The organism is Streptomyces sp. NPDC088261, assembly GCF_044740805.1.
GTDB lineage: Bacteria > Actinomycetota > Actinomycetes > Streptomycetales > Streptomycetaceae > Streptomyces.
Genome location: NZ_JBIURL010000006.1, coordinates 323,343 through 347,915, shown reverse-complemented (window position 1 = coordinate 347,915; position 24,573 = coordinate 323,343). Strand labels below are relative to the sequence as shown.

24 protein-coding genes and 1 pseudogene are annotated in these 24,573 nt (G+C 72.8%); 12 read left to right on the top strand and 13 right to left on the bottom strand.

The window, feature by feature from the left end:
• Window positions 1-113 precede the first annotated feature (113 nt).
• The 8 genes from ACIODU_RS15375 (at window position 114) to ACIODU_RS15340 (ending at window position 9,670) form a co-directional block, all read left to right on the top strand.
• Window positions 114-1,625, top strand: a complete 1,512-nt coding sequence (locus ACIODU_RS15375) for a cation:proton antiporter (protein ID WP_401767793.1) — start codon at window positions 114-116, stop codon at window positions 1,623-1,625.
• Window positions 1,626-1,710: 85 nt separating this feature from the next.
• The gene (locus ACIODU_RS15370) at window positions 1,711-3,144 is read left to right on the top strand and encodes an NDP-hexose 2,3-dehydratase family protein (RefSeq protein WP_401767792.1); all 1,434 of its coding nucleotides are present in this window, start codon (window positions 1,711-1,713) and stop codon (window positions 3,142-3,144) included.
• A 173-nt stretch (window positions 3,145-3,317) separates the two neighbouring features.
• Complete coding sequence (locus ACIODU_RS15365) at window positions 3,318-4,529, top strand: acyltransferase family protein (RefSeq protein ID WP_401767790.1); 1,212 nt, start codon at window positions 3,318-3,320, stop codon at window positions 4,527-4,529.
• 61 nt (window positions 4,530-4,590) lie between these two features.
• Window positions 4,591-5,592, top strand: a complete 1,002-nt coding sequence (locus ACIODU_RS15360; RefSeq protein WP_401767788.1) for an NAD-dependent epimerase/dehydratase family protein — start codon at window positions 4,591-4,593, stop codon at window positions 5,590-5,592.
• Window positions 5,593-5,718: 126 nt separating this feature from the next.
• Window positions 5,719-6,828 (top strand): DegT/DnrJ/EryC1/StrS family aminotransferase, encoded by a 1,110-nt coding sequence (locus tag ACIODU_RS15355; RefSeq protein ID WP_401767787.1) that lies wholly within the window; start codon window positions 5,719-5,721, stop codon window positions 6,826-6,828.
• A gap of 60 nt (window positions 6,829-6,888) precedes the next feature.
• The gene (locus tag ACIODU_RS15350; protein WP_401767785.1) at window positions 6,889-7,518 is read left to right on the top strand and encodes a dTDP-4-dehydrorhamnose 3,5-epimerase family protein; all 630 of its coding nucleotides are present in this window, start codon (window positions 6,889-6,891) and stop codon (window positions 7,516-7,518) included.
• 203 nt (window positions 7,519-7,721) lie between these two features.
• Window positions 7,722-8,690 carry an RNA polymerase sigma factor gene (locus ACIODU_RS15345; protein ID WP_401767784.1) on the top strand — a complete coding sequence of 323 codons (969 nt, stop codon included), beginning with the start codon at window positions 7,722-7,724 and terminating at the stop codon, window positions 8,688-8,690.
• A gap of 86 nt (window positions 8,691-8,776) precedes the next feature.
• A complete protein-coding gene (locus ACIODU_RS15340) occupies window positions 8,777-9,670 on the top strand; it encodes an alpha/beta fold hydrolase (RefSeq protein ID WP_401767783.1) in 894 nt (297 codons plus the stop codon).
• A gap of 169 nt (window positions 9,671-9,839) precedes the next feature.
• Here ACIODU_RS15340 and ACIODU_RS15335 read toward each other — a convergent pair whose 3' ends face one another.
• From ACIODU_RS15335 to ACIODU_RS15315, 5 genes and pseudogenes are all read right to left on the bottom strand, one after another.
• The gene (locus ACIODU_RS15335) at window positions 9,840-10,076 is read right to left on the bottom strand and encodes a hypothetical protein (protein WP_401767782.1); all 237 of its coding nucleotides are present in this window, start codon (window positions 10,074-10,076) and stop codon (window positions 9,840-9,842) included.
• A gap of 43 nt (window positions 10,077-10,119) precedes the next feature.
• On the bottom strand, window positions 10,120-10,842 hold the full coding sequence (locus ACIODU_RS15330) for a VOC family protein (protein ID WP_401767780.1): 723 nt from the start codon (window positions 10,840-10,842) through the stop codon (window positions 10,120-10,122).
• Window positions 10,748-11,197: pseudogene (locus ACIODU_RS15325) on the bottom strand (Tn3 family transposase); the annotation flags it as partial. The pseudogene ACIODU_RS15325 and the gene ACIODU_RS15330, both read right to left, overlap by 95 nt.
• 122 nt (window positions 11,198-11,319) lie before the next feature.
• The gene (locus ACIODU_RS15320; RefSeq protein WP_401767779.1) at window positions 11,320-11,460 is read right to left on the bottom strand and encodes a hypothetical protein; all 141 of its coding nucleotides are present in this window, start codon (window positions 11,458-11,460) and stop codon (window positions 11,320-11,322) included.
• A gap of 54 nt (window positions 11,461-11,514) precedes the next feature.
• A complete protein-coding gene (locus ACIODU_RS15315; protein WP_401767777.1) occupies window positions 11,515-11,793 on the bottom strand; it encodes a hypothetical protein in 279 nt (92 codons plus the stop codon).
• 109 nt (window positions 11,794-11,902) lie between these two features.
• On the opposite strand from ACIODU_RS15315, the gene ACIODU_RS15310 reads away from it, so the two are divergent.
• Window positions 11,903-13,039, top strand: coding sequence for a DUF5954 family protein (locus tag ACIODU_RS15310; protein WP_401767775.1), 1,137 nt, complete (start codon window positions 11,903-11,905; stop codon window positions 13,037-13,039).
• 154 nt (window positions 13,040-13,193) lie between these two features.
• On the opposite strand, the gene ACIODU_RS15305 is transcribed toward ACIODU_RS15310, so the two are convergent.
• On the bottom strand, window positions 13,194-15,410 hold the full coding sequence (locus ACIODU_RS15305) for an MMPL family transporter (protein ID WP_401767773.1): 2,217 nt from the start codon (window positions 15,408-15,410) through the stop codon (window positions 13,194-13,196).
• Between the two features lie 131 nt (window positions 15,411-15,541).
• Between ACIODU_RS15305 and ACIODU_RS15300 the strand changes: the two genes are divergently transcribed.
• Complete coding sequence (locus ACIODU_RS15300; RefSeq protein ID WP_401767771.1) at window positions 15,542-16,144, top strand: TetR/AcrR family transcriptional regulator; 603 nt, start codon at window positions 15,542-15,544, stop codon at window positions 16,142-16,144.
• A gap of 107 nt (window positions 16,145-16,251) precedes the next feature.
• Here ACIODU_RS15300 and ACIODU_RS15295 read toward each other — a convergent pair whose 3' ends face one another.
• The 4 genes from ACIODU_RS15295 to ACIODU_RS15280 are packed head-to-tail and all read right to left on the bottom strand — an operon-like array spanning window position 16,252 to window position 20,449.
• A complete protein-coding gene (locus tag ACIODU_RS15295) occupies window positions 16,252-17,160 on the bottom strand; it encodes a class I SAM-dependent methyltransferase (protein WP_401767769.1) in 909 nt (302 codons plus the stop codon).
• Between the two features lie 33 nt (window positions 17,161-17,193).
• The gene (locus ACIODU_RS15290) at window positions 17,194-18,282 is read right to left on the bottom strand and encodes an NAD(P)-dependent alcohol dehydrogenase (protein WP_401767887.1); all 1,089 of its coding nucleotides are present in this window, start codon (window positions 18,280-18,282) and stop codon (window positions 17,194-17,196) included.
• Window positions 18,283-18,284: 2 nt separating this feature from the next.
• Entirely contained in the window at window positions 18,285-19,688 is a 1,404-nt protein-coding gene (locus ACIODU_RS15285; protein ID WP_401767767.1) for an aldehyde dehydrogenase family protein, read from the bottom strand.
• Window positions 19,689-19,696: 8 nt separating this feature from the next.
• On the bottom strand, window positions 19,697-20,449 hold the full coding sequence (locus ACIODU_RS15280) for a (5-formylfuran-3-yl)methyl phosphate synthase (protein WP_401767765.1): 753 nt from the start codon (window positions 20,447-20,449) through the stop codon (window positions 19,697-19,699).
• Window positions 20,450-20,753: 304 nt separating this feature from the next.
• Here ACIODU_RS15280 and ACIODU_RS15275 point away from each other — a divergent pair, with 304 nt between their 5' ends.
• Both ACIODU_RS15275 and ACIODU_RS15270 read left to right on the top strand, forming a co-directional pair.
• The gene (locus tag ACIODU_RS15275) at window positions 20,754-21,776 is read left to right on the top strand and encodes a DUF4331 family protein (RefSeq protein WP_401767763.1); all 1,023 of its coding nucleotides are present in this window, start codon (window positions 20,754-20,756) and stop codon (window positions 21,774-21,776) included.
• Between the two features lie 129 nt (window positions 21,777-21,905).
• Entirely contained in the window at window positions 21,906-22,109 is a 204-nt protein-coding gene (locus tag ACIODU_RS15270) for a hypothetical protein (protein ID WP_356429058.1), read from the top strand.
• Between the two features lie 16 nt (window positions 22,110-22,125).
• Here the strand turns inward: ACIODU_RS15270 and paaE are convergent, their stop codons facing one another.
• The 3 genes from paaE to paaC are packed head-to-tail and all read right to left on the bottom strand — an operon-like array spanning window position 22,126 to window position 24,568.
• Complete coding sequence (gene paaE / locus ACIODU_RS15265; protein WP_401767761.1) at window positions 22,126-23,229, bottom strand: 1,2-phenylacetyl-CoA epoxidase subunit PaaE; 1,104 nt, start codon at window positions 23,227-23,229, stop codon at window positions 22,126-22,128.
• On the bottom strand, window positions 23,229-23,744 hold the full coding sequence (gene paaD, locus ACIODU_RS15260) for a 1,2-phenylacetyl-CoA epoxidase subunit PaaD (protein ID WP_401767759.1): 516 nt from the start codon (window positions 23,742-23,744) through the stop codon (window positions 23,229-23,231). The genes paaE and paaD overlap by 1 nt, the downstream gene beginning before the upstream one ends.
• Window positions 23,738-24,568: a 1,2-phenylacetyl-CoA epoxidase subunit PaaC gene (gene paaC, locus ACIODU_RS15255; RefSeq protein ID WP_401767757.1), complete on the bottom strand. Its 831-nt coding sequence runs from the start codon at window positions 24,566-24,568 to the stop codon at window positions 23,738-23,740. Before paaC ends, paaD begins: the two co-directional genes overlap by 7 nt.
• Window positions 24,569-24,573: the final 5 nt, after the last annotated feature.

The window sequence follows — 24,573 nt, the reverse complement described above, 5'->3', positions numbered from 1 at the left end:
GCGCCCGGCGCCGCCGTACAGGTGAATGCGCAATTGTGCCTATCCGGTGTCCTCCGCCGGCTCCTAGGTTCTCGCTCTGACTCGCCCGTCGGACACCGTGGGAGACGGACCGGATGAGCGCAACCGACAACACCCGCCCTCCGAACGCGGCCGTCCGCCGACGGCCCGTCGTCCTCGCCTGCGTCGCCCTGGCGGTGGTGTCCGTGGCCGTCAGCCTGCTCGCGCTGCGCCACGCGGGCGCCGCCGCGTCCGGTGACGGCGTCAGGGCCGCCGCCGACCACCCGGACCTGACCCTGCGGTTCCTGATCGCCGTCGTGGTGGTCCTGGGCGTCGCCCGGCTCGCCGGGCGCCTTGCCGTGCTGGCCGGGCAGCCGCCCGTGATGGGCGAGATCTGCGCGGGCATCGCGCTCGGGCCCACCCTGCTCGGGCGGATCGCCCCGGACGCGGCGGCGCGGCTGTTCCCCGACGGGGTCCTGCCGATGCTCAACGGGCTGGCCCAACTCGGGCTGGTCCTCTTCATGTTCGGCGTCGGACGGGAACTCGCCTCGGTCCGCCTGCGCGGTACGGGGAGCCGTACCGTACTCGTCACCCAGGCCTCGCTGATGGTGCCCTTCGCGGCGGGGACGGTGGCGGCCGTCGCGCTCGGCACCGCGTACCTCGGACCGGCCGGGGACCCGGTCGCCTTCACCGTCTTCCTGGGCTGTGCGCTGAGCATCACCGCGTTCCCGGTGCTGGCCCGCATCCTGGAGGAGCTGCGCATGACGCGCAGCGAGGTCGGGCGGCTGAGCCTGCTGGCGGCGGCGGTCGGGGACGCGGGCGCCTGGCTGCTGCTGGCGGTGGCCGTGGCACTGACCGAGGGGCCCGGCACGGTACGCCCGGTGGTGACGGCAGTGGGCGGGCTCGCCGTCGTCCTCCTCCTGCTGTGGCCGGTGCGCGAGGCCCTGCGCCGGGCGGCACGCCGCTGGGACGGCGGGACCGGCGCACCGCGGGGCCACCGCGCGGCGCCCACCGCCCTGTTGCTCTGTCTCGCCTGCGGAGCGGCCGCGGTGACCTCGGTGATCGGCCTGCACCCGGTGATCGGGGCCTTCCTCGCCGGGGCGGCCTACCCCGCCGGTCCGGCGTCGCTGGACGCGGCAGCCGACCGGGTGGCCTCGTTCTCCGGCGGTCTGCTGCTGCCGTTCTTCTTCCTCGGGTTCGGGCTCTCGGCCGATCTCGGGGCCCTGCCGTTCGACGCGGACACCCTCCTGGTGGGCGGCGCGCTGCTGGCGGTGGCGATGCTCACCAAGATCCTCGGGCCCGGGCTGTGCGCCCGGCTGACCGGCATGGGCCGGCGGGACGCGCTGAGCCTCGGTGTCCTGCTGAACGCCCGTGGCCTGACCGAACTGGTGGTCCTCGGCATCGGCCTGGAGGCGGGGATCATCGACGAGCGCGTCTTCGCCATCCTCATCGTCATCACCCTGCTGACCACGGCTCTCACCGTCCCTCTGCTGCGGCTGCTCGGCCACGCCCGGCCGGCGCCGTCGGCCGGGCCGCCCGAACCGGTACGGGAACAGGCGGCGGAGTCGAGGGCCCACGCCGTTCCCGCCGTGACCCCGCCACCGAGCACCCCCGCCGGCCACCCATGACCGGGCACGGGCGCTCCGTGCGCAACCCCGCTTCCCACCGACCCCACCCCGGCCGCCGGGCCGGCCCACCCGTTGCGGAGAAGCCATGGAAGAGCTGTCGCACGCCCTGTTGGCCGGCCGATCCCCCGGCGACGCGCCGGGACGCTCCCTCGGGCGGCGCTTCATGCTCTCCCTGGCCGCCGAGGACAGCCCGCACTTCCCGCTGAGCGGCTTCCACACCTGGTACGCCGAGCGCTGCGCGCGCCGTTTCAAGGTCTCCCGGATCCCGTTCGACGCACTGGAGCAGTGGTACTCGGAGCCCGGCAGCGGCAACCTCCGCCACCGTACGGGCCGGTTCTTCTCGATCGAGGGGCTGCGGGCGGAGGACGGCGACCGCGTCACGGCGGGTGACGCCCGGCCGATCATCGTCCAGCCCGAGATAGGCACCCTGGGCCTGCTGGTACGGGAGTTCGGCGGCGTCCTGCACTTCCTGATGCAGGCGAAGATGGAGCCGGGGAACATCAACACTGTGCAGCTGTCGCCGACCGTGCAGGCGACCCGCAGCAACTACACGCGGGCGCACGGCGGTTCGGTCGTCCGCCACCTGGAGTACTTCGCCCGCCCGGGCCGGGCCGACGTCCTGGTGGACCTCCTCCAGTCCGAGCACGGCTCGTACTTCCTGCACAAGCGCAACCGGCACATGGTCGTGGAGACCACCGAGGACGTGCCGCCGCACGGCGACTTCCACTGGCTGACACTCGGTCAACTGCGGCTGCTCATGCGGCGGGAGCACGTCGTCAACATGGACTCCCGGACAGTCCTGTCCTGCGTCCCGATCGACTCGGCGGGTTTCGCCCCGGCGGGCGCCGCTGGCTTCGGCGCGGCCGTCCTGCGCTCGCTGAGCCCCGCGGCGCGGCCCCGGCACACCCTGGCGGAGCTGACCCGGTGGCTGACCGACATGCGGGCGGGCGCGCCCGGCTCGGTGCGCCGGGTGCCGCTGCGCGACACCGAGCGGGCCGGCTGGGTCCGTACCGCCGACGCCATCGCCCGGCCGGACGGCGGCGGCGCGTTCGCCGTGATCGGCGCCAGGGTGGAGGCGGACAACCGCGAGGTGACCTCGTGGTCGCAGCCGCTGCTCGAACCGACCGGGACCGCCGTGCACGCCTTCCTGGCCACCCGGCTCGACGGTGTCCTGCACGTCCTGGTGCAGGCGTACGAGGAGGCCGGGTCGCTCAACGGGCCCGAACTGGCCCCGACCGTGCAGTGCCTGCCGGGTGAGCGCTCCCGCTACCTCGACGAGGTGGTGTCGGCCCCGGCCTCGCGGGTGCACTACGACGTCCTCCAGTCCGAGGAGGGCGGCCGCTTCCACCGGGCGGAGAGCCGCAACCTGCTGGTCGAGGCCCCGGAGGGGTTCCCCGTCGAGCAACCGCCGGAGTACCGGTGGGCGACGCTCGACCAGCTGGCCCGGATCACCCGGTTCGGGCACCACGTCAACATCCAGGCCCGCACCCTGCTCGCCTGCCTCCCCAGCACGTGGTGACCCCGCCCGCGCGCCGCCCTCTCCCTGCCCCGGCCGGCGCCCGAACCGCCGCACGGGCACTCCGTACCGCTACACGGGCCGTCCGTACCGCCGCACGGGCCGTCCGTACCGCCGCACCGGTCGGGTACCGCTCGCGCGCCCGCACCTCCGAACTCCCCTAAGGAGACCCGCCCATGACCGAGCTGCCGGCGAGAGACCTGGCCGCGCCCCAACCGCCCGCGGGGCCCGGCACCTCCCCCGCCCACCCGGCGGACGACCCGTCCGGCGCCCACCCGCCCGCCCGGCTCGACACGCTGACCGGGCTGAGGTTCGTCGCCGCGCTCCTGGTCTTCCTCTACCACTCCTTCGTGGAGGTCAGCTTCGTCAGCGGCGACACGGGCCAGCGGCTGGGCTCGGCCATGGACCGGGGCGGCAGCTACGGCGTGGGGTTCTTCTTCGTCCTGAGCGGCTTCGTCCTGACCTGGTCCTACCGGCCCGACACCTCGCGGGGCCTGTTCCTGCGCCGGCGGCTGGCCAAGATCTTCCCCAACCACCTGGTCACCCTCGCGGCCGCGATCCTGCTGGCGGTCAGCTCCGGCGCCGCGCTCGGCGTCACCGACTGGCTGCCCAACCTCTTCCTCCTCCACTCCTGGTGGCCGGATCCGGTGGTCTCGTCCTCCGGCAACCCGGTCAGCTGGTCGCTCTCCTGCGAGCTGCTGTTCTACCTCGCCTTCCCGTTCCTGCTGGCGGCGATCGAGCGGATTCCGCGGCGGCTGCTGTGGCCCGCGACGGTGGCCGTGGTCGGGCTGTGCGCGGGCGCGGCCCTGGTCGGACGGTACGTGATCTCCAGCGAACCGGGCCTGCCGTATCCCGGCTTCGAGTCGATGTCCTTCCACCAGGTGTGGTTCGTCTACTGGTTCCCGCCCGTGCGGATGCTCGACTTCGTCCTCGGCATCCTGGTGGCCCGGCTGGTACTGACCGGCCAGTGGGTACGGATCGGCATGCTGCCCGCCCTCGGCCTGGCCGTCGCGGGGTACGTGGTCTCCACCTACTCCTCGTACCTGCTGGGCGTCGGCGGCCTCGCCTCGGTGTGGCTGGTGCCGCTGATCGCCAGTGCCGCGACCGCCGACACGCGGGGCACGGTCTCCGTGCTGCGCGGTCCGGTCTGGGTCCGGCTCGGCGAACTCTCCTTCGCCTTCTACATGGTGCACTACCTGGTGCTGACGCGGCTGCGCAAGGCGCTGGGCCCCGAGTGGACCTCCTCGCTCGGCGTCGAACTGCTGGTCGTCCTGCTCAGCCTCGGGCTCTCCCTGGGCCTGGCCTGGATCCTGTACGTCGTGGTGGAACGCCCGGTGACCGCACGCGCCGGCCGCCGCCGGAGCGCCCCCGCCGGTGCTCCGTCCTGACCCGCCTCCTGAGCCGCCCCGGCCGGGGCGGCTCCCCCGGACCCCGAAGGAAGCAGACGGTATGACGGCCCACGTCCCCCTCCCGGCCGACGCCCCGCTGATCACGGTGCTGGGCGCCTCCGGCTTCGTCGGCTCCGCGGTCACCGCGGCGTTCAGCCGCCTCCCGGTCCGGCTCCGGGCGGTGGCCCGCCGGCCCAGCAGTGTGCCCCCGGGCGCGGCCCTGGCCGAGGTCCGCAGAGCCGACCTGACGGACCGCCGGGCCCTCGCCGAGGCGGTGGACGGCTCGGACGTGGTCGTCTCGCTGGTCAGCCACACCGACGGGTGGCGGGCGGCCGGGGAGGGCGGCAGCAGCCCCGAGGCGGTGAACGTCGGAGTGATGGGCTCCCTGGTCGAGGTCCTGGGCGGCCCGCGGCCGGACGGCCGGCGCCCGTTGGTCCTCTTCTCCGGCGCCGCGTCGCAGATCGGGCTGCCGGAGGTGGAACCGATCGACGGGAGTGAACCGGACAGGCCCGAGACCGAGTACGACCGCCAGAAACTGCGCGCCGAGCGGCTCCTCAAGGAGGCCACCGCCGCCGGGGCGGTACGCGGGGTCAGCCTGCGCCTGCCGACGGTGTTCGGCCGGCCGGCCGCTCCCGGGGCGAAGGACCGGGGCGTGGTGTCGTTCATGGTCCGGCGGGCGTTCGCCGGCGAACCGCTCACCCTGTGGCACGACGGGACCGTACGGCGCGACCTGGTGTGCGTGGCGGACGTCGCGCGCGCCTTCGTGGCCGCCGTGGAGCGGCCGGACGCGCTGGTCGGCGGTCACTGGCTGCTCGGCTCGGGGCGGGGCGAACCGCTCGGGGACGTCTTCCGGACGATCGCCCGGATGGTGGCCGCCCGGACCGGCCTGCCGCCGGTGCCGGTGCTCTCCACCGAGCCCCCCGCGCACGCCCCGGCGACGGACTTCCGCAGCGTCACCATCGACTCCACCGCGTTCCGCGACGCCACCGGCTGGCGGCCCCGGGTGCCGCTGGAGGAGGCCCTGCGGGCGACGGTCGACGCGCTGGCGGACGCCCGTACCTGACGCCCGTACCTAAGTGGGCGCCCGTACCCGAGAGGAACGCCTCGCGACGCGTCGCACCCCGCACAGCCCCCGGCCCCCAGCCGCTCCAGGCGGGGGCACCGCACGGACAGAACGGACGGAACACGAATGACCATCCGGGTGTGGGACTACCAGCAGGAGTACGAGAACGAGCGCACGGATCTCCTCGACGCCGTCGACTCCGTCTTCAGGTCGGGGCAGTTGGTGTTCGGCGCCAGCATGCGGGGCTTCGAGGCGGAGTTCGCGGCGTACCACGGCTCCGGGCACTGCGTGAGCGTGGACAACGGGACCAACGCCGTCAAACTCGGCCTCCAGGCCCTCGGCGTCGGCCCCGGCGACGAGGTGATCACCGTGTCGAACACCGCCGCCCCCACCGTGCTCGCCGTCGACGCGGTCGGCGCCACCCCGGTCTTCGTCGACGTGGACCCGGACACGTACCTGATGGACACCGGCCAGGTCGGGGCGGCGATCACCGACCGCACCCGGGCGCTGCTGCCGGTCCACCTCTACGGCCAGTGCGTCGACCTGGCACCGCTCGAACGACTGGCCGCCACGCACGGCCTGAAGCTGCTGGAGGACTGCGCCCAGGCACACGGCGCCCGGCGGAACGGGCGGGTGGCCGGCTCCACGGGCGACGCGGCGGCCTTCTCCTTCTACCCGACGAAGGTGCTCGGCGCCTACGGCGACGGCGGCGCGGTGCTCACCTCCGACGACGAGGCCGCCGCGCGGCTGCGGCGGTTGCGCTACTACGGCATGGAGGAGCGCTACTACGTCGTGGAGACCCCCGGTCACAACTCCCGCCTGGACGAGGTCCAGGCGGAGATCCTGCGCCGCAAGCTCCGCAGGCTGGGCACGTACGTGGCGGCCCGGCGGGCGGTCGCGGAACGCTACGCGGAGGGTCTGGGCGACACCGATCTGGTGCTGCCGGCGACGCTGGACGGCAACGAGCACGTCTACTACGTCTACGTGGTCCGGCATCCGCGGCGGGACGCGATCCTCGAAGCCCTCAAGGCGGACGACATCGTGCTGAACATCAGCTACCCCTGGCCGGTCCACACCATGACCGGCTTCGCGCACCTCGGCTACGCCGAGGGCTCCCTTCCGGTCACGGAGCGGCTGGCCAAGGAGATCTTCTCGCTGCCCATGTACCCGTCGCTCGCGCCGGAGGTGCAGGACCGGGTGATCGCTGCGGTCCGCGAGGCGCTGCTGAAGGTCTGACCGGGCGCTCCCGGCCGCAGGCACGCGTACGTACACGTACATCCACGCACAGGAGACGACATGGAAGCACGCAAGCTCACCGTCGACGGCGCCTTCGAGTTCACCCCCCGGGTCTTCCCCGACGACCGGGGGCTGTTCGTCTCGCCGTTCCAGGAAGCGGCCTTCGCCGAGGCGACCGGTCTCGCGGCGTTCCGCGTGGCGCAGAGCAACCACAGCAGGTCCCGGCGCGGGGTGGTCCGGGGGGTGCACTTCACCACCACACCCCCCGGCACGGCCAAGTACGTCTACTGCCCGCAGGGTGAGGTGCTCGACATCGTGATCGACATCCGGGTGGGATCGCCGACGTACGGCCAGTGGGACGCGGTCCTGCTGAATCCGCGGACCTTCAAGGCCCTGTACTTCCCGGTCGGCGTCGGCCACGCCTTCGTCGGCCTGGGCGAGGAGTCGGTGGTGTCGTACCTGCTGACGAGCCCGTACGTCGCCGAGAACGAGCTGGCGATCTCGGTGTTCGACCCCGCGCTGGCCCTCCCGATCCCGCAGGAGATCACCCCTGTCGTCTCCGACCGCGACAGGGTGGCCCCCACGCTGTCCGAGGCGCGGGCCGCCGGTCTTCTTCCGGTGTACGGGGAGTGCCTCGCCATCGAACAGAACGCCGCCCGGGCCGCCCAAGGCTTGAAAGAAACCTACTGACCAACCGGTTATCGGTATCGGTCCCGCCGGCGCTCCCTGCGCCGCAGAGCGCGCCGCTGTTCGCCGGGCGTCCCGGCACCGCCACACCGGTGGGTCCGCCGAGTCCGATTCGCTCCGGTCCCGGCCGTCGGCCCTGGCCGGCCGGGTGCGCAGTAATCTCGTATTACGGGCGCGCACGACAGCGGGCGCGGGAAGAAGGCGTGATGAACCAGTACGAGGGCGGAGTCGCCCTGCTTGAGGACGCGGCGCTCACGCGGGCCGCGCAGGCGGGTGAGGTCGCCGCACTGGGACTGCTGCTCGAACGGCACCGGGCGGGAATGCGCGCGGTGGCGCTGAGCATTCTGGGGCCGGGGCCCGACGTCGATGATGTGCTCCAGGACGCGGCGGTGACTGCGCTCCGGCGCGTGGGTGACGTGCGCGACCCGGCCGCCGTAGGGGCGTGGCTGCGGATGATCGTACGGAACACGAGCCGTTCCCTGGTGCGCGGAGCCGTACCGTACCGGCCCATAGACGACCTGCGCCTGCCCTCCGCGGACCCCGGGCCGGAGCAGTGGCTGGAGCGGCACGCACTGCGGGACTGGATCTGGGAGGCGATGGAGGAGCTGTCCCCCGCGCTGCGCCTGCCGATGGTGCTGCGGCACTTCAGCACCGGCGTCACCTCGTACGAGCGGATCGCCGAGGCCGTCGGAGTCCCGGTCGGCACGGTCCGCAGCCGGCTCAGCCAGGGACGGGCCAAGCTCGCGACGGCCCTCGCCGCCACGGCGGACGCCCCGCACGGCGACACCGCGCGGCGCGTCCGCGCCAGCAGCGCCGAGGCGCGCGAGACGCTCGCCGCCGCCGAGAGCGGACGCTTCGGCGCGCTGCTGACGGAGCGCTGGTCACCCGAGATCGCGCTGCTGCGGGGGAACGAGCCGGTGGGCGGCCGGAGCGTCCTGGCCCGTGGCATGGAGTGCGATCTGGAGGCCGGTGTGCGCCAGCGCCTCGCGCACACCGTGGCGGGCCGGTCCCTGGCGGTCTGGGAGATGGATCTCCTCAGCCCGGCCGACGACCCCGACCACTGCCCGCCCTCGGTGGCGTGGGTGATGACCCTGGACGACGCCGGCCGTCCGTACCGGCTGCGTCTGCTGCACCCCAGGCCGGTGGCGGCCCTCCAGGCACTCGCCCCAGTGTGACGGGCGTCACATCCAAGAATTCGAACTTCTCCCTTTCTGGCGCGTCATGCCGGTGTCATCGACATCTGCCGGATACGGAGAACCCCATGACCACCTCTGCGACCGATCCTCTGGCCGCCGGATCGCACACCGTCGAGATCGACGGTGTCGTACAGCGCTACCACGTCCACGGCACCGGCCCGGTGTGCGTCGCGCACTCCGGCGGGCCGGGCATCGCCTGGGAATACCTGCGCATGCCCGAGCTGGAGCGCCACCTGACGATCGTGTACCCGGAGCCGGTCGGCACCGGCGCCTCCGGCCGCCTGCCGTCCCACCCCGACGGGTACACCCGGCGCCTCTACAGCCGGTTCCTCGGGGAGCTGATCGAGCACCTGGGCGTCCCCGAGGTGCACCTGCTCGGGCATTCGCACGGCGGCTTCGTCGTCCAGTACCACGCCCTGCACCACCCCGAGCGCGTCGCCGGGGTGATCCTCTACGAGAGCGCGCCGCTGACCGGTCCCGAGCACGGCGCGGAGGCCATGCGCCTGGTGGAGCTGTTCGCGGCGCGGAACACCGGCCGGGCAGGACTCCCGGAGGTCCTCGCCGCGTTCCAGGCCATCCCCACCATCTCCGACGACGCGCGGATGACCTCCGTCGTCAGGGGGCTGCTGCCCGCGTACTTCGCGGACTACTGGGGCCGGGAGGAGGAATTCGCGCCCCTGCGCGCCTCTGTGCGGGGGTCGCACATCTCCGGGCTGGACGAGAATGGCGTACCGGACGTCATCGACGACCGTGCGGCCCTGGGCTCGCTCACGGTGCCGGCCCTCGTGGTCGTCGGCCGCCACGACGTCATCTGCGGGGTGCGGTGGGCGGAGGAGCTGCACCGGCTGATCCCCGGATCGGAGCTGCTGATCCTGGAGGACAGCGGGCACTTCGGCCACCTGGAAGAGCCGGCGGCGTTCGCGCGGGCGGTGACGCGCTTCGTAACGGCTACGGCGTGAGGGGCGCCGGGGCGACCGCTCTCACCGGCTGACGGCCCGGCCGCCGGACGGACGTCACGCCCCGTACGGCGGCCGGCCGGCTCGCAGCCTCGGCCTCGTCCACGTCCTCGGCCGTGAAGGGGTGTGACCGAGATGCGAGTCAAAGGGGCAACGGGATGATCTTGGGCGCTTAGGTCGTCCGCTCGTCGTGCTCGCGCAGCATCCGCACGACGGTGGCGGGCGAGGGATGCTGGCCCCTTTTCGCACCGGTGGTGATGACGAGGCCCTTGGCGATGCTGGCGCACACCGGCCGGGGCGGTTCGGTCCACGCCGAGCCCGGCTTGCGTACGGCAGGGGTCGGCACGCTGAGTGCCTTGGCGAGTTGGCGCACCAGGCGGAAGCGGGCGGTGTGGTTTCCGTGTTTCATGAGCGACCACGCATGAAACGCAGCGCACCCGGCAACAGCCACGCTACCGGGGCCTCCGTACGGAGAACTCGTTGCCGTCGGGGTCGAACATCAGCACCCGGCCGCCGTCGCTCTCGCCGGTGTCGGTGCGCGTCGCGCCGAGCGAGATCAGGCGGTCGACCTCCGCCTCCCAGTCGGCGTCGGCGGGGAGCGCCAGTTCGAGGTACAGCCTGTTCGTGCCCGTCTTCGGCGCCACCGGAGGACCACCCCACGTGATCTTCATACCGCCGTTCGGCGACTGGATTGCGGTCTCCTGGTCCTGGTCCCAGACCAACGGCCACCGCAGCGCCTCGCTCCAGAAGTAACCGACCTCCTGCGTACCGTCGCAGGCCAGCGCTCCGATGAAGCCGGTGTCGGCGAGGAACTTGTTGCCCGCCTCGATGACGCAGAACTCGTTGCCGTCTGGATCGGCGAGCACCACATGCCCCTCTTCCGGGAGTTGGCCCACGTCGATGTGCTTCCCGCCGAACTCCAGCGCCCTGGCCACCGTCTGCTGCTGGCCCTCCGGGGAGGTGCTCGTCAGGTCGAAGTGCGCCCGGTTCTGGCCGATCTTCGGCTCCTGGCTCGGCAGGAAACGGATACGGAAACCCGCGGTACCAGGGGACAGGATCGCGACATCGTCGTCCGGACCGTCAGCCAACTCCCAGCCCAGGAAGCCGGACCAGAACCGCGCCAGGACCGACGGCTGGGTCGCGTTGAAGCAGATCGCGAACAGTTGACTGGTCATACCCCGCGCATCTCCGATCCACCGACGGTCGATACGGCGCCTCGCCCGCCCCGCGAGCGCAGCCTAGGGGTGGCCGTGCGGCACCCGCATCCGAGTTTCCGTCGCGGGGAAACGCGGTCACGCGCCAGGGCCACCGAAGCCGTTGGTTCGCTCCAGGGCGGACATCGGCGTGACCCCATGTACGCGTGGCCGCCTCCCACACCCCGCACGGGATGAACTTCGTGAACAGCCCGATGTAGGTGTCCGAGACGTGGCGGTAGGCGATTCCGCCCGGCTTGCCGTATCTCACGCTCGTCTCGGAGAGCAGGTTGTCGAGGTACGTGTCCATGTGGGTGCCGTCCGGCGCGACGGCGGTCCCGTCGCCCCACGCCTACGAAATGTCGAGGCGAGCGTGCGCGTTCACCAGGTCGGCGATCGCCTCGTTCAGCAGCACGATCGAGAAGTGCTTGTTCGCGACGTACGACAGCTCGTGCCCGCTCACGCCGGGGATGTGCCGGCGGCCTCGTACGGGCCCATGTTGGTGCCCTTGACGAACGTGACGATCACGTAGCGGCCCAAGGTGTCGGTGACCTTGGGCTCGTCGCCGGACGGCGGGCCGAAACGGCGCCACCACTCCACCCAGTACGCGGTCCGGGCCGCCGCCGCCCGACGTGCCGTCAGGCCCGCCGTACGTCAGTCGTGTCGGACGAAGTCCGGGACACCGGCGGTCGAGTCCGGATCGCCGATCGGCCACGTCGGCATGTGCTCGGGAGCGCGCACCCGGGAGACCGTGATGCCGTGCAGACACGCGTCGCACCAGAACAGGGCATGGCCGGTGCGGCTGTCGGGGTCCACGATGTAGCGAACCCGGAGCCGATCCCGGCCGCAGTTCGGACACGGCTCGTCACCTGTCACGTCCCGGCCGTCGGCCACGAGTGCCAGCGCCCTCAGCCAGGATCCCCGATCGGCCATCCGCTCAGCCTCCCACACCGGTCGAGGGCCCCGGGGGTCGGATGCCCGGATGGGGTGGGGAATCCGGAAACCGGCACTACGCGCCTCCCGCGGTCGGCAGGATGGGCGCATGGGTCATCGGGATGAGGGTGGGGGCCGGATGCGGCCGATCGTCGTGAGGCAGCCGCGGGGGCCGGTGGAGGCGGTCACGGAGGCGGACGCGCTCGACGCCATACTGGATGAGCGGGCGGTGCTCGTGCGGGGGCCGCTGTTCGGCGTGGTCGCACAGGACACTGGGGCCACGGGGGACGCGTCGCGGTGGCGGGTCGTGGTCCCGGTGGTGGCCGGCTGTCCGCAGGAGGCCCGGGACAGCCTCAACTCCTTACTGTGGTTCCGGGCGAAGGACGACGCCGAGGACAGGGCCGAGCGGCGCGCCCTGCTCGCGGCGGTCGCCCGGTTGGAGAGCGAACGCGTCGATGAGCTGACCGTCCTCGGCACCCGCTACCGGGTGGTGCGCGCCGAGGAGTACACCGCCGCCGGGCCGGACGGCATCGAGCGGCCCCGGCCGACCGATCCCGAGCCCTCCGTGCCGAATTGGGACCGCGGCGTCCGCGAGCCGGGAATCGATGACGGTCTGGTCCTGGACCCGGAGGCGGCGGTCACCCCCCTCCAGGCCGCCGAACGGCTGGCGCGGCGCCAACTGGCGTACAACGGAGCCCGGTTCCCCGAAGACGTGCTGGACGACTCCGAACGGGCGCTGGACACCCACCCCGACGTGGTGCTGCTGCCCGCGCTGTTCAGGATCGTGGAACAGGACGGTGACGCGTGGAAGGCGGCCAGCGGCCTGCACCCCAGCGCGCACGAGGCGCGCAAGACACTGGACTTCTCGCTCACGTGGTTCGAACCACGACGGCTGGGCCTCATCCCCTGGGACGTCGAGGACAGGAACGCCGACGCGCGTACGGTGACCGCCAAGGGCACCGCGACCGCCGAACTGGCCACCTACGCCGAGGCCGCCGACCGCCTCCGGGCCGAACACGCCAACCGCATCGAGGTCCTGGGCACCGTCCACCAGGTCTGCCGCGCGCGCCGACTGCTGCGCTGGGGCCCCGACGGGCCCGAAGGACCACGCCCGTCCGACATCGACAGCCATCCTCCCGAGCGGATCCGTCCCCCGATGGACGAGGACGGCACCGTTCACTATGAGGGCGGGGACGAGGACGAGGACGAGGACGAGGTCGAGACGTCCCCTGAGACTCAGATCTGACGGTGACGGCGACCCGGCCCCCGGCCGGAGTGCCGGTGACTCCGGCGGGGGGCGGGCAGCCGAACCAGGTCCGGGCCGGTTCGTTCCCTAGTCGTGAACACGATCAGGACGGGGGTCCGGACCGATCAGCCGTCATCAGCCCGTCATCAGCCCGTCAGTGGCGTGTCATCGCCAGATCGGTGTGTTCGGCGGCGGGCTGGGGAGCATTCAGGCGTGCGCCCTCCAGATCCACGTCGGGCAGGCGCCGGGCGATCCGGGCCGGCAGCCACCAGGCCGCGTGCCCGGTCAGGGCCAGCACGGCCGGGACCAGTGTCATCCGTACGACAAAGGCGTCCAGCAGGACACCGAGGGCGAGGGCGAACGCCACCTGCTTGAGGATCATGCCCTCGCTGCTGATGAACGCGGCGAACACGGACACCATGATCAGCGCCGCGGCGGTCACCACACGGGCGCTGTGCCGGGCACCCATGTGGATCGCGTGAAGAGGCTTGCGGGCGTGGGCGTACGACTCGTGGATCCGGGAGACCAGGAAGACCTCGTAGTCCATGGCCAGCCCGAACAGGACGGCCATGACCACGACGGGGAGGAACGACGCCGTGGGGGTGGACCCGTCGACCCCCACCAGGCCCGCGAAGTGGCCGTTCTGGAAGACGCTGACCGTGGCGCCGAACGTCGCCGCGACGGAGAGCAGGAACCCGGCCGCGGCCTTCAGCGGGACGACGAGGGACCGGAAGACGATCAGCAGGAGCACCAGGGACAGGCCGACCACGACGGCGCCGAAGGGCACCAGGGCGGAGGCGAGTTGGACGGAGACGTCGATCGAGACCGCCGTCTGGCCCGTGACGCGGATGCGCGCCCCCGTCTCCTCGGCGATCCCCGGCGCCCGGTCGCGGATCGTGGTCACCAGGTCCTTGGTGGTCTGAGCGTCGGGCCCGCCCCGGGGAACGAGCTGGACGATGGCGTACGCACCCGAGGCGTTCACCTTGGGCGCCGCGACGGCGGCGACGTCGTCCAGGCCCTTCAGGTCCTTGGCGACGGCCGCCGCCGCGACCTTCGGTGACGCGGTGTCACCGGTGTCGGCCAGGACGACGAGGGGGCCGTTGAAGCCGGGGCCGAAGGTACGGGAGACGGTGTCGTAGGCCGCGCGCTGCGAGGAGTGCGCGGGCGCGGAGCCGTTGTCCGGCAGGGCGAGGTTGAGGTCCTTCACGGGCCAGGCCAGCGCGCCGAGGGCCGCGAGCACGGCGACGGTCGTCAGCCAGGGCTTGGCGGTGGCGAGGCGGACCCAGCGTTCACCGAGGTTCGCCGCCCGGGTGTCGGGCCCGGCCACGGCCGTCTCCCGGCCGGCGGCCCGCGATCCGGGCTTCGGTACGAGACGGGCGCCGGCCACGCCGAGCAGCGCGGGGAGCAGGGTGAGCGCCACCGCGACCCCGGCCAGTACCGCGAGGGCCGCGCACAGGCCCATCACGGTCAGGAACGGGATCCCGACGACGGAGAGTCCGGCCATGGCGATGATGACGGTCAGCCCGGCGAACACGACCGCGCTGCCGGCGGTCCCGGCCGCCAGCGCCGCCGACTCCTCGGCGCTGCGGCCCTCGGCCAGGTGGGAGCGGTGCCGGGAGAGGATGAACAGGGCGTAGTCGATGCCGACGGCGAGGCCGATCATGAGGGCCAGGGTCAGCGCGGTGGAGGAGATGCCGACCACCCCGGTCAGCGCCAGCACGCCGCCCACTCCGGCCAGTACCCCGGCCAGCGCGGTGAGCAGCGGCATGCCCGCCGCCAGCAGTGATCCGAAGGTGATGGCCAGGACGAGCACGGCGACCAGGACGCCGATGAGGTCCTGGGCGCCGGGCTCGGCTCCGCCGCCGCCGAACGCCGACCCGCCGAGGTCCACGCGCAGGCCCGCCGCCCGGGCCGGGGCCGCGGTGGCGTCCAGCGCGTCCAGGCTCTCCGCGTCCAGGTCGTTCTTCGACACGCGGTAGCCGACCTGGGCGACGGCGACTCCGCCGTCGGCCGAAACGGTGCCCGTCGCCTCGGGCGCGGTCACGCCGGCGACCTGCGGGGCGCGGGCCGCCCGGGCCAGCGTGTCGTCTATCGCCGCCTTGAAGGGGGCCGCCTCGACGCTCTCGCCCGAGGGCGCGGTGAACACGATCTGCGCGCTGGTCCCCGCGGCGCCGGGAAACGCCTGCCCCATGACGTCCAGGGCCTGTTGGGACTCCGAGCCGGGGATCGAGAACTCGTCGTCCAGCCGCCCCGGCCCGCCGAACGCCGCGCTCATGGCGATCACGGCCGCCAGGAGGGTCAGCCAGCCGGCGAACACCAGCCGGCGGCGACGGAAGCAGGACCGGCCGAGCCGGTACAGGAGGGTGGCCATATGTGTGCTCCAGAAGGAAAGCAAAGGGAAGCGCCGGAGAGAGCCGGGCCCGAAAGTGGCAGCGCTGCCATGTTAGCCCAAGTGGCAGTTCTGCCATTTTCCAGGTCCGGAGGGCTTGCGATAATCCGCGTATGGACAGCCCAGGACTCCGTGAACAAAACAAGCAGAAGACGCGCCGGGCCATCGAGGAGGCCGCCGCGCGCCTCTTCGGCGAGCGGGGTTTCGAGCACACGACGGTGCGCGACATCGCGACGGCCGCCGGCGTCGGGGAGCGGACCTTCTTCCGCTACTTCCCGTCGAAGGAGTCCCTGATCGTGAGTCAGGTCCGCGACCTCATCCCCCGGCTGGCCCTTCTCCTGCGCGAGCGCCCGGCCGCCGAGGCGCCCTACCGGGCCCTGTGCAACGCCGTACTGACGCTGGCCGGTGAGCACGACGTACCGCCGGCCATCTTCATCACCGGTTCACCGAAGGATCTGACGCCGGACTCGTCCCGTACCGACCGGTTCCTCCTGCGGGACCTCGAACACGCCGTCACGGCCGCCATGGAGGAACGGCTGGGCGCCGGCGAGGACGCTCCCGAGCTGCGCCTGCGGGCGGCGGTCAAGGCACGGGCGGGTGTCTCCGCCCTGCGGGGGCTGCTCGCGGTCCACACCGGGGGCGCGCTGACGGCAAGCCTGACCATGAAGCAGCTCGCGGGCCTGGTCGAGGACGCGTTCGCCGCGCTGGACGACTGACAGGCGGGACCGGCGCCGATGCCGGTCCCGCCTTGGCCCGTATCGCTGTCGATCCCGCCTGCACGGGAGTACGAGGGTACGGGCGTACGGGACGTACGGACGCCGCGTTACGGCCGGGGCTTGTCCGCGAACACCCAGCGGTTGCCCGCCAGCGCGTCGTTGTCCTCGGGCAGCGGGCCGCGTCCGTGGTACCGGGTGAAGTCGAAGGGCGTGTGGACCGCGGTGGACCAGCCCTTGGCCACCAGGTCACCGGCGGAGTCGGGCCGCTGCCCCAGGTCGAACAGGTCGAGCAGGTCGATGCCGATCTGCTGGTGGGTCGACGTGTAGAGCGGGCTGTCGCGGTACTCCAGCAGGTCCCGTTCGAGCTTGACCTCGAACGCGAGGGCGCTCCCCGGCGCGCTCAACCGGTCCACCGTGTCGATGAGGAAGGTCTCGGCGACGGGCGGCAGGTAGAACAGCAGCCCCTCCGCCAGCCACACGCTCGGTGCCGTCGCGTCGAAGCCCGCGTCGGCCAGCGCCGTGACCCAGTCGTCCCGCAGATCGACCGCGAGGGCGACGCGCTCCGCCTTCGGAACGGCCGACAGCCCGTCGAGGACGCGCTGCTTGAACGCCAGCACCCCTTCCCGGTCGATCTCGTGGACCACACAGCCGGGAGGCCAGTCGAGCCGGTACGCCCGCGTGTCCAACCCGGCGCCGAGCAGGACCACTTGACGGGCGCCGCCCTTGCGCACCGACCGGAGGACGAAGTCGTCGAGGACCCGCGTCCGCAGGCCGAAGTACCGCGCGAACCGCCCCCACAGCGGGTTCGCGTCCCCGTCCGCGACCTGGTGCGGGCGCACCGGCCAGCCGGCGGACGCCGGTGCGGCGCGTACGAAGTGCTCCGCGTAGACGTCCCGGGCCAGGGCGTCGTGGCGGTGGGTCTCGATCGCCCGCGACGCGGCGACCAGGAGAGCGGTCAGGCCGACCCCTCCCTCCACGCCTTCCACACCGGTGTCACGGGTTGTTGTGCCGGTCACATGTTCTCCCTTGTCGCACGTCGGCCGCTCCCGCTACGGGAGCAGGACGGGTTTGACGACGCGGCCCGCCTCACAGTCGCGTTCCGCCTCGTTGATGTCGGCGAGTGGGTACGTACGGATCAACTCGTCGAAGGGAAACCGCCCGGCCCGCCACAGTGCGGTCAGCCGCGGTATCAGCAGTCCCGGCACCGCGTCCCCCTCGCAGATGTGGGAGATCTTCCTGCCCCGGTCCAGTGCGCCCGGTTCGAGCGGCAGCGCGGTGTGGAGCCGGGCCACCAGACCGAGGTGACCGGTCGGGCGCAGGGCCCGCAGCGCGGCGTTGATCAGCGGGGCGCCGGCCGTGGTGTCCAGCGCGTACCGCGCACCGCCGTCGGTCAGGTGCCGGATACGGCCGGGCAGGTCGGCCGTCGTGGCGTCCAGCGCGGTCGCGCCGAAACGCCGGGCGAGGGCCAGCCGTTCGGGGTACCGGTCGACGGCCACGACCACCGCCCCGCAGGCGACCGCCGCCATGACGGCGGCCAGGCCCACCGCTCCCGCGCCGAGGACCACGACGGTGTCGCCGGGCCCGGCGCCGAAGGAGTTGAGGACCGCACCGGCGCCGGTGAGGAATCCGCAGCCCAGCGGCCCGAGCAGCTCGACGGGGAGCGCGGGGTCGACCCGGACGGCGTTGCGGGCCGCCACCACCGCGTACTCGGCGAACGAGGACTGTCCGAACCACCGGGGGGCCAGCGCGCCGCCGGTCGCGTCGGTGAGCCGGGCGGTGTTCTCCTCACGCCCGCCGAAGAGGTTGAGCGAGGCGAAGGAGTCGCAGTAGGCGGGGGCCGCGCCCAGACAACTCCGGCAGTGCCCGCAGGAGTCGAAGCTGAGCACCACGTGGTCGCCATGGCTCAGACCGGTGTGCGGGCCGCCGGTCTCCACCACCACCCCGGCCCCCTCGTGGCCGAGCACCGCCGGCAGCGGCGAGCGGCCCGCCGACCGCCGGACGGCGAGGTCGGTCCGGCACATGCCGGTGCCCGCGATCCTGACCAGGACCTCGCCGTCGGCGGGACCCGGGTCCAGCTCCACCTCCTCGACGGCGAAGGGGCTGTCGTACGTACGCAGCACCGCCGCGCCGAATCTCATCCTCACGGCTCCAGCGGACGGTGTACGACGAACGGCGCGAGGTTCCCGTACAGCCCCCACAGGCCGCCCGCGACCCCGACCCCGCTGTCCTTGACGCCCGCGAAGGGCTGGGCGAGGGACAGTTCGGCGTGGTGGTTGATCCACGCCGTCCCGCACTCCAGCCGGTCGGCGACCGCCTCGGCCCGGTCGAGGTCGGTGCCCCACACCGACCCGCCGAGCCCGAAGCCGGTGCTGTTGGCCGCCTCGACGGCCTCGCCGACGTTGTCGTACGGCAGCACCGGCAGGACGGGGCCGAACTGCTCCTGCGTCACCACCGGGCTGCCGGGCGGGACGTCGGCGAGGATCGTCGGGGCGTAGAAGTAGCCGGGCCGGTCCAGCCGGTGGCCGCCGGCCACCGCCCGGGCGCCGTCCGCCAGGGCCCGGGCCGTGCAGCTCTCGACCCGGGCCAGTTGGGGGGCGTTGTTGACCGGGCCCAGCTGGGTGCCCGGATCCAGGCCCGCTCCGACGACGGCGCTCTTCGCGCGCTGGGCCAGGGCCTCTACCACGTCGGAGCAGAGCCGGGCCGGGGCGTAGACGCGCTTGACCGCCATGCAGACCTGCCCGCAGTTGCGGAAGGCCGCCCAGAACAGCCGGTCCGCGATCCGCTCCACGTCCACGTCGTCCAGCAGGATCGCGGCGTCGTTGCCGCCCAGCTCCAGGGTGACCCGGGAGAGCGTCGCCGCCGCTCCGCGCGCGACGGCCCGCCCGGTGGGGACGGAACCGGTGAAGGTGACGTGCCGGATCCCCGGATGGGCGGCCAGGCGGGCGCCGAGGGGTTCGTGGCCGGTGACGACGGTGAGCACGTCGTCGGGGAGGACGGAGGAGACGACGGACGCCAGCAGCCGGGTGGCCAGCGGGGTGTGGGGGGACGGTTTGAGCACCACCGTGTTGCCCGCCGCGAGCGCGGGCGCGAACTTCGCCGACGCGAGCTGGAGGGGGAAGTTCCACGGCACGATCGCGGCGACGGGCCCCAGCGGCCGCCAGCGGATCTCGCTGCGTACCGGACGGCCGTCGGAGATCCGCTGGGGCCCGGGGACCAGGTCGGCGAAGTGGCGCAGACGGGCGGCCGTACGGTCCACCTCCCCGTACGACTCCGCCAGGGGTTTGCCCTGTTCGCGGGTGAGCAGCGGGGCGAGGTCCGCGCCGGCCGCCTCGACGGCGTCGGCCGCCGCGAGCAGCGCGGTGGTACGGGCGGCGGGGTCGGTCCGCCAGCCCCGCCAGGCCTCCCGCGCCCGGCCGACGACGGTGTCCAGTTCCCCGGGCGACTGGTCGGGGGCCTCCGCGAAGGGCTCGCCCGTCGCCGGATCGAGGACGGCGAAGCGGTCCACGCGGGTCCCGGATGCGTGAGCGGGCCGAGGTGTCGGCATGCCGGCACTCAGCTCGCGGCCGCGGCGGCGGCGTGTTCCCGGGCGTGCCGGTCCATCTCCGCCCGGAAGGCGGCCACCAACCGCGGCTGGATCCTTCCCGTGGTGCGGTCGCCCCCCTCGCAGACGGCCCCGCGCACCCCCACGATGTCCGTGCCGATACGGGTCAGCTCACCGAGGTCCCCCGCCTTCACGCTGCCGGCGAGGGCCGCGAGCAGACCGTACTCGTGGGCGAGGCGGACGAACTCCCCGCAGATGTCCGGCGGAACGTGGTCGAACAGCCGGGTCCCGTCCTTGATCGCGGTGTCGAGCATGGCCGCGTCCGAGCCGGAGCGGCGGGCGATGTCGGGCAGCGCGAGCGGGTTGACGCAGCCGATCCGGTGGGCGTCGGCGTAGCCCGAGGCGACCACCAGCGCCTCCGGCCGGTACTCCTTCACCGCCCGGACGACCCCCCGCATGACGTCGACGGCCTGTTCGGGTGTCGTACAGCCGTAGAGGCCGACCTTGATGTACGTGGCTCCCGAGACGGCCGCGCCGAGGGCCGCCTGGGCCACCGTGCCGGGCTTGTACGGCACGTCCCCCACGGTCGCGGACACCGGCGTCCCGGCCGGGACCGCCTCACGGATCTCCCTGATGACCCACGGGAAATTCGCGCCGAGCGAACCCTCGTCGGGCTTCTTCACATCGACAATGTCCAGATACTCCGCCGCCTTCGCACAATCGAGAGCTTCCTCGACACTGTCCGGAGAGATGAGAAGCAACAACGTGGACTCCTTTTCCTCGCACATCCGTCCGACAAGCAGACGGGTATGCGGAAACGACCGGATCCCTTGCGGTGTGTTCATCATTCACCGCGGTCCACAGCCCTCGGTAGAGCGCACAAGACCCGGACGGGAATGACAATCCACCACGCAACGCGCCGTGCACGCCCGTAAAAGTACGCCGCACACATCAGTCCGAATCGAAGAGGCCGCCGATCACTCGATCGACCATTCCGGCATATGTGAGATATAGGATGAGTAGGACATAAGGCTCCGGCCCACCGATCGCGACGAGAACGGACCCGTCATGTCCCATCACCTCGACACCCCGCTGGCGGCGCAGAACGGCCAGCTGTTCATCGACGACCTCTATGTCTTCGCCGGCGAGGACAGCACGGTGTTCGTCATGGACGTCAACTCCGACATCACCGGCGTCCACGCCGAGCCCGGCTTCCACCACGAGGCCCGCTACGAGATCAAGGTGCACTTCGACGGCGCCGACCAGGAGGCCCTGACCTACCGGTTCTCCTTCGGCGAGCCCGGCGCGGACGGCCGGCAGTCGCTGCGCCTGCACTCCCTGACCGGCGCCGACGCGCGGGGGGACGCCGCCGAGGGCGAACTGGTCCTGGAGGGCCGTACCGGCGAGACGGCCACCGGGGGCGGAATCCGGGCCTGGGCCGGGCGGGTCCAGGACGCCTTCTACGTCGACCTGTCCCTGCTCTCCGTCGTCAACGGCGCCGTGGGGAAGGGCACCGCGGTGGACCTGTCGTCCTGGAACCCCCGGGAGGCGCGGAACACCTTCGACGGGACGACGGTGGAGGCGATCGTCCTCGAAGTCCCCCACAGCCACGACCGGTTGCGGCCCGGGGCCCGTACCGGCGTGTGGTGCGCGACCAAGCTGGCGACCGACGCCGGCGGCTGGCGGCAGATCAACCGGGGCGGCAACCCGATGATGTGGCCGATCTTCTGGCCGGACGACACGGACTTCTCGAACCCGGCCAACACCCGCCACCCGTCCGAGGACGTCGCCGCCGACGGCCGGACGATCGCCGCCCGGGTCGCCGCCGTGGTCGCGGCCACCGGCACCTCGGCCGACCCCGCGGGCTACGGGCAGACCGTCGCCATGGGGCTGCTCCCCGACGTCCTGCCGTACGTGGTCGGCACCCCGGCCTCCTTCGGCTTCGCCGCCCGCAACGGCCGTACCCGCGCGGACAACGCACCCGAGGTGATGATGTCCCTCGTCACCAACCTGCCGGTGCCCAGCGGCCTCTCCCCCGCCACGGCCAAGGACCGGCGGACCGACCGGTTCCCGTACGTCGTCCCGGCATGAGCCCGGCCCCTGGGCCTCGGTGAGCGAGCCCTCGTCCGGCCTCCGGTGGCGAGAGGCGCGAGGGCGTGAGACCGTGTCGTCCGTTGGGTCGTGCGCCGGGTTGTACGGGGGGCCGAGGAGGAGAATCCGATGGCCATGGAAGCGCTGAGCAAATTGATGGACCAGATTTCTCCGGAGCATCAGGACTGGGTCAACTCATTGCCGAGGGAACGACAGCTCGAACTGCTGAAAATGTGGGAGAACCACGGCGGGAACACCGAGCTCGGCAATATCGGGACCGACAGCAACAGCGTGGACCCGGACGCGCTGATCGAGAAGTTCAGAAAGCGCTGACCCCTCAGCTGTCGTATCAGCTGTCGTAGTCGACGCTCACCTTCTCGGAGACCGGGAACGTCTGGCAGGTGAGGACGTACCCGGCGTCGACCTCGGCCGGTTCCAGCGCGTAGTTGCGGCGCATGTCGGCCGTGCCGTCGGTGACCAGGGCCCGGCACGTCCCGCACACCCCGCCCTTGCAGGCGAACGGCAGGTCGGGGCGGGTCTTCTGGGCGCCGTCGAGGATCGTGGCGGCACGGGCCAGCGCGCCGGTCGTGGAGCGGCCGTCGAGCGTGATGGTGACCTGGCTGACCGGGCCCTCGGCGGCGCCGTCCACGTGGCGCGTCTCCCGCACCGGCGCGTCGTCGGCGAAGAACAGCTCGCGGTGGACGCGGTCGGCGGGGACGCCCAGCCCGGTCAGGACGCGCTGGGCGTCGCGGACCATGCCGTGCGGGCCGCACAGCCACCAGTGACCGGCGCCGGCGACGTCGACCAGCCCGTCGACGAGTGCGGCGAGCCGGTCGCCGTCGAGGCGGCCGGTGAGCAGCTCGGCCTCGCGAGGCTCGCGGGAGAGGACGTGCGCGAGCTGGAAGCGGGTGGGGTGGAGGTCCTTCAGGTCGGCCAGTTCGTCGGCGAACATGACGGAGTTGGTGCGGCGGTTGCCGTAGAAGAGGGTCACCCGGGAGCGGTCGTCGGCGGCGAGGACCGACTCGGCGATGGAGATCATCGGGGTGATGCCGGAACCGGCCGCGATCAGGACGTGGTGACCGGGCGCGGTGAGGTCGGGGGTGAACGCGCCGGTGGGGGCCATCACGTCGATGACGTCCCCCGCCCTGACCTCGTGGACCAGCCAGGACGAGAACAGGCCGTCGGGCACTTCCCGTACCCCGATGCGCGGCGGGGTGCCCGCCGGGGCGCAGATGGAGTACGAGCGCCGCTCGTCCCGTCCGTCGACCTCGCGGCGCAGGGTGAGCGCCTGCCCGGGGGCGAAGGCGAACGCGCCGGCCAGTTCGTCGGGGATCGCGAACGCGACGGAGACCGCGTCCTCGCACAGCCGCCGCACCTCGGACACGCGCAGGGGGTGGAAGGCGGGCCGGCGCCGTGGGGCCCGTACGGGTGCCGGGCTCAACAGGTCTGCCATCAGATCTCCTTGACGTACTCGAACGGCTCGCGGCAGGCGCGGCAGCGCCACAGCGCCTTGCACGACGTGGCGCCGAACCGGGAGGTTTCCTCGGTGTCCGCCGAGCCGCAGCGGGGGCACGCCACCGCGGCGCGGGCCGGCGACAGCACGAGCGGCACCGGGCCGGGCGCGTGCCGGGGGGCGGGTCCCGGCGGGGCGATGCCGTGCTCGGCGAGCTTGCGGCGGCCGGCGGGGGTGATCCAGTCCGTGGTCCACGGCGGGTCGAGCACCGTACGGACCTCCACGCGCGGGTACCCGGCGGCCTTCAGCCGGGTGGCGACGCCGGCGCGCATCTCGGCCATGGCCGGGCAGCCGGAGTAGGTCGGGGTGAGGCTCGCGACGATCGTGCCGTCCGCGCCGGCCTCGACGTCGCGCAGCACTCCGAGGTCGGCGAGGGTGAGCATGGGGAGTTCGGGGTCCGGGACGCCCTCGGCGATGTGCCGGGCGCGGCGGACGTCCGCCGGGCCGGTCACCATGTCCCCTCCGGGTGGGCCCGGGCCACGGACTGCAATTCGGTGAGCAGCGGGACGAGGTGTTCGGTGTGGTCCCCGTCCCGGCCGGATCCGGGGAGCGGCTGCCAGGCGGGCAGGGGCAGTCCGGCCGCGTCCAGGACCTGGCGCAGGACTCCCACCACATCGTCGCGGACGTCGTACGCGGCGAACAACTCGCCGAGATACGGGGTCACTTGGCGCAGCGCGGCCCGCATGCGGCGGTGCGACTCGTCCGTACCGTCGCCGAGGCGCACCGCCCAGTCGGCGGCCCACTGGCGGTGGTACGCCAGTTCCTTCACGCCCTTGACGGCGATGGCCGAGAGGACGGGGTCGGCGGTGGTGGTCAGCCTCTCGAAGTGGGCGAGCCGCCAGCTGGACAGCACCAGCAGCCGTACGACGCTGAACGCGAAGTCCCCGTTGGGCAGTTCGGCCAGGCGTACGTTGCGGAACTCGCCGGGGTCGCGGAAGTAGGCGTACGCGTCCTCGCCGCGGCCGGTGCCGTCGGCGTGGCCGGCCCGGGTGTACAGGAGGCGGGCCTGGCCGAGCAGGTCGAGTCCGATGTTGGCGAGGGCGACGTCCTCCTCCAGCTCGGGGGCGCGGGTGGTCCACTCGGCGAGCCGCTGGGCGCTGACGAGGGCGTCGTCGCCGAGGGCGAGGCAGGACGCGGCGAGTTCGCGCCGGTCGACCCCGTCCGGGACGGTGGTGTCCACGCCGTGCAGCGGATCCTCGAAGCCGGTGCCGAACGCCCACCGGGCGTCGCCGTCGTCGTGCCCCTCGGCCAGGGTCATGTAGACGTGGTCGTCGGTCATGCCCT

Bases quoted from the DNA above. Each gene is read 5' to 3' on its own strand.
- ACIODU_RS15345 (WP_401767784.1), top strand. From the start codon at position 7,722: ATGAACCAGTACGAGGGCGGAGTCGCCCTGCTTGAGGACGCGGCGCTC.
- ACIODU_RS15335 (WP_401767782.1), bottom strand. From the start codon at position 10,076: ATGAAACACGGAAACCACACCGCCCGCTTCCGCCTGGTGCGCCAACTC.
- paaD (WP_401767759.1), bottom strand. From the start codon at position 23,744: ATGGTGACCGGCCCGGCGGACGTCCGCCGCGCCCGGCACATCGCCGAG.
- ACIODU_RS15270 (WP_356429058.1), top strand. From the start codon at position 21,906: ATGGCCATGGAAGCGCTGAGCAAATTGATGGACCAGATTTCTCCGGAG.
- ACIODU_RS15300 (WP_401767771.1), top strand. From the start codon at position 15,542: ATGGACAGCCCAGGACTCCGTGAACAAAACAAGCAGAAGACGCGCCGG.
- ACIODU_RS15365 (WP_401767790.1), top strand. From the start codon at position 3,318: ATGACCGAGCTGCCGGCGAGAGACCTGGCCGCGCCCCAACCGCCCGCG.
- ACIODU_RS15305 (WP_401767773.1), bottom strand. From the start codon at position 15,410: ATGGCCACCCTCCTGTACCGGCTCGGCCGGTCCTGCTTCCGTCGCCGC.
- ACIODU_RS15360 (WP_401767788.1), top strand. From the start codon at position 4,591: ATGACGGCCCACGTCCCCCTCCCGGCCGACGCCCCGCTGATCACGGTG.
- ACIODU_RS15275 (WP_401767763.1), top strand. From the start codon at position 20,754: ATGTCCCATCACCTCGACACCCCGCTGGCGGCGCAGAACGGCCAGCTG.
- ACIODU_RS15290 (WP_401767887.1), bottom strand. From the start codon at position 18,282: ATGAGATTCGGCGCGGCGGTGCTGCGTACGTACGACAGCCCCTTCGCC.
- ACIODU_RS15370 (WP_401767792.1), top strand. From the start codon at position 1,711: ATGGAAGAGCTGTCGCACGCCCTGTTGGCCGGCCGATCCCCCGGCGAC.
- ACIODU_RS15355 (WP_401767787.1), top strand. From the start codon at position 5,719: ATGACCATCCGGGTGTGGGACTACCAGCAGGAGTACGAGAACGAGCGC.
- ACIODU_RS15285 (WP_401767767.1), bottom strand. From the start codon at position 19,688: ATGCCGACACCTCGGCCCGCTCACGCATCCGGGACCCGCGTGGACCGC.
- ACIODU_RS15330 (WP_401767780.1), bottom strand. From the start codon at position 10,842: ATGACCAGTCAACTGTTCGCGATCTGCTTCAACGCGACCCAGCCGTCG.
- paaC (WP_401767757.1), bottom strand. From the start codon at position 24,568: ATGACCGACGACCACGTCTACATGACCCTGGCCGAGGGGCACGACGAC.
- paaE (WP_401767761.1), bottom strand. From the start codon at position 23,229: ATGGCAGACCTGTTGAGCCCGGCACCCGTACGGGCCCCACGGCGCCGG.
- ACIODU_RS15340 (WP_401767783.1), top strand. From the start codon at position 8,777: ATGACCACCTCTGCGACCGATCCTCTGGCCGCCGGATCGCACACCGTC.
- ACIODU_RS15350 (WP_401767785.1), top strand. From the start codon at position 6,889: ATGGAAGCACGCAAGCTCACCGTCGACGGCGCCTTCGAGTTCACCCCC.
- ACIODU_RS15315 (WP_401767777.1), bottom strand. From the start codon at position 11,793: ATGGCCGATCGGGGATCCTGGCTGAGGGCGCTGGCACTCGTGGCCGAC.
- ACIODU_RS15375 (WP_401767793.1), top strand. From the start codon at position 114: ATGAGCGCAACCGACAACACCCGCCCTCCGAACGCGGCCGTCCGCCGA.
- ACIODU_RS15310 (WP_401767775.1), top strand. From the start codon at position 11,903: ATGGGTCATCGGGATGAGGGTGGGGGCCGGATGCGGCCGATCGTCGTG.